This is a genomic window from Nitrososphaerota archaeon, from assembly GCA_011605775.1.
Lineage (GTDB): Archaea > Thermoproteota > Nitrososphaeria > Nitrososphaerales > JAAOZN01 > JAAOZN01.
In genome coordinates, this window is record JAAOZN010000094.1 from 1 (window position 1) to 5,033 (window position 5,033).

Genomic DNA, 5,033 nt, shown 5'->3' on the forward strand with positions numbered 1-5,033 from the left:
AAATATGGCTAGATTAGATGTATTGGCTGAAATAAAATCAGACCATACGCAAGTGCGAGATATCCTACTAGAATTGATCGACGCCATCGGCAAACGGGACGCGGAAAGATCCTTGGAGATACTACTCCGGCTAGACAAACTGACTGGACCGCACTTCAGATGGGAGGAGGAGAGTTTCTACCCAGCACACGAAAAGATCTTTGGGCGGCAGTATCTAGAGTATCTACTTGGTGTACACGACCGCATCGTCAGACGGGGAAAAGAGCTCGCATCTATTCTCTCAAAAGGGGAGATTACAGAAGAGGAGGCCAAAGTGCTACCTGAAATAATTAGAAACGAGGTTCTACCACATCCTATCGAATGCGAAGGGATAACCCTACTTACTACCAGACTTCCAAAAGAGGAATTGGAGAAGATGGCTATAGAACTCGAGAGATGCCGAAAAGAGGGCATACCGCTTCTGCAGTGGGGCGAAACGATTAAAGACAAAGCTAGGGCTGAAAGAGGCCTCAAAGCCAAAGCATTAAGCTGACTATCAAAGATCTCCCCTCTCCCTTATTTTTGAGTGGTGAAGCGTTTGGAGAACAAACTGCTCTTTCTTTCACAAGAATGGATTCGTGAAGTAACCAAGACCGTTCAAGCGGCTAGAATCAGCGACGAGGAGTTTAAGCGGATGACCTCAAACTTTACTCTGAACCTACTCTACAAGATATCCGGGCTCCCGGCTGGCTTAAAGCAGCTATACTCGGGTAAAGATGAAATATGCTTCTTCATCAAACTTGAGAAAGGGAGTGTTAGAAAGCTTCAAATCGGAACCGATGTGCCAAATGAAAAGATAGATTTCACGGTCTCAAGCGACTACCAAATAGCTAAGCAGATATTTACGGGGGAACTCAACCTAGCTACCGCCTTCTTCAACCGACAGTTCAAGGTCGAGCCGCAAAGTAAGCTTTATCGTAACCCAAGGTTTGCAGCTAGAACAATAGTAGTTGGCAACAGAATCTTCAAAATCGCTAGGCAGGTGCCTACTCACTTCCTATCCAACGAAGTTAGTATAGAGCAGATCCATAAGACTATTTTAAAATAAAGGGGCAGCGGTTTGGTTGAAAAGGTAGCTCTAATCATAAACAGCGGCTCATTCGAGCGGGTAAGCTACGCTCTAACAGTAGCGGCTATGTACGCTGCGTTTGGTATGGAAGTCTATGCCTTCTTCACCTACGGTGCCCTTTTCAGGCTTATAAAGGGTAGAACTGACGAAGTGGGTGAAGAAACCGATCCAACCGTAAGACAAAAGATTAATGAGGCGTTGGAGAAAGGCACTATACGCAGCATATCAGAGGGGATAGAAGAGTTAAAGAGATTTGGTGGTAGAATATATGCTTGTATAGCTGCTATGTCCTTCTACGATGTAATAAGAGATGAGCTTATAAGTGAGGTCGATGAAGTGATGGGTATCGCCGCTTTCCTAGAGGCAACAAGAGGGGCTCAGATCCTCTATATTTAATTAGGATTTTGTTTAACACGTCTATACCAAGATGTTTAGTAAAGTTTATTAATAGGTCACTACCACTTTCTAACCGGGATAAAAAGTCTTCTGGTGACAGGTATGAGTGAAAACAAGGAGTATGCAAATCTATACAGGCTACGGCAGTCTGTAGACCGCTGCCCTAGGTGCGGAAAAGGACCTATGGTCATGGATACGGCTGGAGGTGAACTCTTCTGCAGTAATTGCGGTTACGTGGTCAAAGAGAAGATAGAGGAGCTCGGACCAGAGTGGAGAGCCTTCTCAAAAGAAGAGAAAGAGAACCGAAGTAGAGCGGGTGTGCCGTCTTCCCTCGCTATGCACGATATGGGGCTAGCCACTATGATAGGTGTTGAGGATCGGGACGCATCCGGAAAAGCCTTACCCGCTTCGATGAAGGCTACCATAGAGAGGCTAAGGACCTGGGACGGTAGAAGCCAAGTACATGAGCCTATAGACCGTAACCTTAGGCAAGCCTTCAGCGAACTCGATAGATTAGCGGATAAACTTAGTGTAAGCGATGCGGTCATCGAGAAGGCAGCCTACATCTACCGAAAGGCTTTGGAGAAAGGTTTGGTCAGAGGCAGATCTATCTCAGCATTAATAGCAGCCGCTTTATACGCAGCTTGCAGAGACACCGAAACACCAAGAACACTTAAAGACGTGGCTCAAGTAAGTAACGTGAAGAAGAAGGATATTGCAAGATGCTACCGACTTTTGCTAAGAGAGCTGGATCTTAAGATGCCAGTCGTAGACCCGACAAAGTGTGTCTCAAGGATAGCGAGTAAGGCTGGGTTGTCAGAGAAGACGAAGAGAAGAGCGCTTGAAATCCTCCGAAAGGCTGCGGAAACAAGAACCTCAGCTGGTAAGGATCCGATGGGTCTAGCAGCAGCCGCCCTCTACGTAGCGTGCGTATTAGAAGGTGAAAACAAAACGCAGAAGGATGTCGCCGAAGCCGCTGGTGTTACAGAAGTTACCATCAGGAATAGATACAAAGGTCTTAAAGCCGCGCTTAACCTCTAGTCTGCTTAAGCTCCGCTACCAGTCCCTGCCTCCTTCGTAGCAGAGAGAATAGGTCTTCAACAATTTCTTCCGCTTCTCTTAAACTCTCTTCTTTAACCGTAGATTTCTGAGGGATCAACCCATATAGGCTGTTTATGAATTGCGCTATTTCCTCATCAATCTTAAGAAGCTCCTTGAGCACAGAGACCCTAACTTGACCCTTAGGTGAGCAAGCAAGGCGATAACCCTCCTCACAACGTTCTACAAGCTCCTGCAGAGAGACTACTTTGACGTAGAGTAGACCTACCCTATTTCCAAACTCAGATCTAGCGCTGCTGTTTAGAAGCCTATCGAGCTTCTTAAGCACTGCAGCTATCCTCCGCTCAAGGTTAGATTTAACAACTTCGTCGACTTGCTTCATAACTTTCATTGAGGCTAGCCCTGTGTTGATGGTTTTCTGAAGTTCAGAAGCAAGCCGAGATATCATAAGGGTATGTTGTTTGCCACTTATTGGGCCGCTGCGCTCTGATCTAACCAACCCTATCTCCCCTTAAACGTCAGATACCAGAACTCGATTCCTAGACTTCTTCTCCAAGAATCCCGGTGGGTAGAGGTTTGGGAACTTCTTATTTATTAAATCAAGATAGACCGCCACCTCTTCATCACTCATGTATTGGAAGAGGTAGTCACCCATGTAGGGTGAGGGGTCTCCTTCCCTCGTCATGAACTCTATGTGCATAAGCGGGTCTCCTCTCTTAATAGTTATGGGTGTTCTGTTATTATTTAGATTTACTAACTCCAACGCCAGTCTCCCTATAAACCCGCTGTGAACTTTCGCCGCATTAAGGAATGATAGACCCATCCTGCCGTATCTGCTCTTTGCTGTCAGATGGGCTACTATATTTGGTGGGGTAAAGACGACCTCATATGATATGAGGTTCTTATGCTCTAAGTAGTTTAAAGTGGTTTCTTCTTTGACGGTCAAGATATATCCGTCACCGTCTAATAGGGCTCTGTCGAAAGGGTATATGCATCTGTTCTCCTCAATTAGAGCCAGTAGTCTATCCTTACCTAAGACGCACAATCTGACGCACAACTAGCTTTCCTTCTATCCCGATTTAATCCTTCCTACTCCTTGATGAGAGAGCTAAATCTAGGGCGAGCCAGAGCAGCACTACTGCACCGAAAGAGTAGAGTGTGATCGACACAGTATCGGCAAGAAGTGTCGAACCCACTAGCTCTGTGTAGTAATCAAAAGAGCCAGAAAAGTAGTTAAAGAGGAGATGCAGAAGAACAGCGCCGTGGAAACCCCATTTAACATAGAGCCAACCCAAACATAAACCAGCCACAAAAGTTGGCAAGACTTTTCCAAGCTCCCATCCTCCGCCGTAAAACACGTGCGCTAAACCGAAGATCAGAGATGAAAAGATTAGCAAGGAATTTAACAGCGCCTTGACCCGCTGATTCTTAGTGTCGAGGAAAGCGGAAGGGCGCCAAAGCGCATATAGAGCAGATTTAAAGTCACCGTAGTAAAGAGGAAGTAAAGAAGACGCTACTCCAATCAATGTTACTCTGAAGCCTAATTCTTCAGCGAGAGGCGCGTATGTGAGGAGAGCAAAGTCAACTAGCGGCTCGCTTCTAGGAAGTGCTCCGGTCGCCACACCGAAGAGGCTTTGTAAGCATTCTAGCCCTACATTCACTAGGAGAAGCGGAGCGAAGACTGTGCCTACGGTGATAAGTGTGTTGCCTTGCACAGAGGCGATTCCTCTTAGGTAGACCAATCTTAGGGTTTGGTAGAGATTCGCTGAAGGTCCTTTTGCAGCCAAATAGACAAGCAGTAAGTAGAAGGCCAAAAGTAGAGTAAGTAGGGTTACAGCGTTAATATTCGCTTTAATCGGCGTGGCTAAGCCGAAGAGGAACAAAGGTAGAGTCTTTACAGTCTGAGGCGCATTCTCGTTGTATAAAGTGAGGGATACGTAGACCCCCAGTGGAAATGAGACGGTGAAAAAGATCAAGAAGATGACAAGTAGGGCTAAGAATACTATTTTGGCCGCTGTTTGGATGGATTTGGGCTGGTGCATAGGCTACTCATTACATTCATCCTTAGCCGCCTCAAACGCAACAGCACCAGAATAGCCGCATGCCTCACAATAATAGTAATCTGGAGTTAGCCAGCCACTTAGCTGCGATAACGATTTAAGAGGCTTAAGGCATTTGGGGCAGAGTTTAGGCGGTAGGCTAATAGGGTTTCTCCTAACAATCCGCTCCACCTTCTCTTTGCCACTCAAATTATTCACTACTGAACTTCTATTGACGATTTATTGAAGCCCATGTTTATCAATTCTTCTTTCACAGAATCTCTGTGGTCACCTTGTAGAAGCACATATCCGTCCTTCGCTGTACCGCCACACGCTAGTTTTGTTTTAAGGCTCTGTGCAAGCTTCTCTAATTCGGATTGCTTCATATTAAGCCCCTCTATCATCGTAGTCGGTTTTTTGAAGCGCCGCAT

General features: G+C 46.0%; 9 protein-coding genes. 4 read left to right on the forward strand and 5 right to left on the reverse strand.

All coding sequences use genetic code 11. The annotated features are described in order from the left end of the window. From HA494_08610 to HA494_08625, 4 genes are all read left to right on the forward strand, one after another. On the forward strand, window positions 1–532 hold a 532-nt coding region (locus tag HA494_08610), incomplete at its 5' end, for a hemerythrin domain-containing protein (protein NHV97824.1). Between the two features lie 45 nt (window positions 533–577). Further along, window positions 578–1,087 carry a hypothetical protein gene (locus HA494_08615; protein ID NHV97825.1) on the forward strand — a complete coding sequence of 170 codons (510 nt, stop codon included), beginning with the start codon at window positions 578–580 and terminating at the stop codon, window positions 1,085–1,087. A 12-nt stretch (window positions 1,088–1,099) separates the two neighbouring features. Continuing rightward, window positions 1,100–1,504, forward strand: coding sequence for a hypothetical protein (locus HA494_08620; GenBank protein ID NHV97826.1), 405 nt, complete (start codon window positions 1,100–1,102; stop codon window positions 1,502–1,504). Window positions 1,505–1,606: 102 nt separating this feature from the next. Further along, complete coding sequence (locus HA494_08625) at window positions 1,607–2,545, forward strand: transcription initiation factor IIB (protein ID NHV97827.1); 939 nt, start codon at window positions 1,607–1,609, stop codon at window positions 2,543–2,545. On the opposite strand, the gene HA494_08630 is transcribed toward HA494_08625, so the two are convergent. The 5 genes from HA494_08630 to HA494_08650 form a co-directional block, all read right to left on the reverse strand. Beyond that, on the reverse strand, window positions 2,535–3,062 hold the full coding sequence (locus tag HA494_08630) for a hypothetical protein (GenBank protein NHV97828.1): 528 nt from the start codon (window positions 3,060–3,062) through the stop codon (window positions 2,535–2,537). The genes HA494_08625 and HA494_08630 overlap by 11 nt on opposite strands. A gap of 12 nt (window positions 3,063–3,074) precedes the next feature. Continuing rightward, window positions 3,075–3,620 carry a hypothetical protein gene (locus HA494_08635; GenBank protein ID NHV97829.1) on the reverse strand — a complete coding sequence of 182 codons (546 nt, stop codon included), beginning with the start codon at window positions 3,618–3,620 and terminating at the stop codon, window positions 3,075–3,077. Between the two features lie 22 nt (window positions 3,621–3,642). Beyond that, window positions 3,643–4,605 carry a CPBP family intramembrane metalloprotease gene (locus HA494_08640; protein ID NHV97830.1) on the reverse strand — a complete coding sequence of 321 codons (963 nt, stop codon included), beginning with the start codon at window positions 4,603–4,605 and terminating at the stop codon, window positions 3,643–3,645. 3 nt (window positions 4,606–4,608) lie between these two features. Then, window positions 4,609–4,812 (reverse strand): hypothetical protein, encoded by a 204-nt coding sequence (locus HA494_08645; GenBank protein NHV97831.1) that lies wholly within the window; start codon window positions 4,810–4,812, stop codon window positions 4,609–4,611. Between the two features lie 8 nt (window positions 4,813–4,820). Beyond that, window positions 4,821–5,033 (reverse strand): stress response translation initiation inhibitor YciH (locus tag HA494_08650; GenBank protein NHV97832.1); only part of this gene is annotated, 213 nt, incomplete at its 5' end.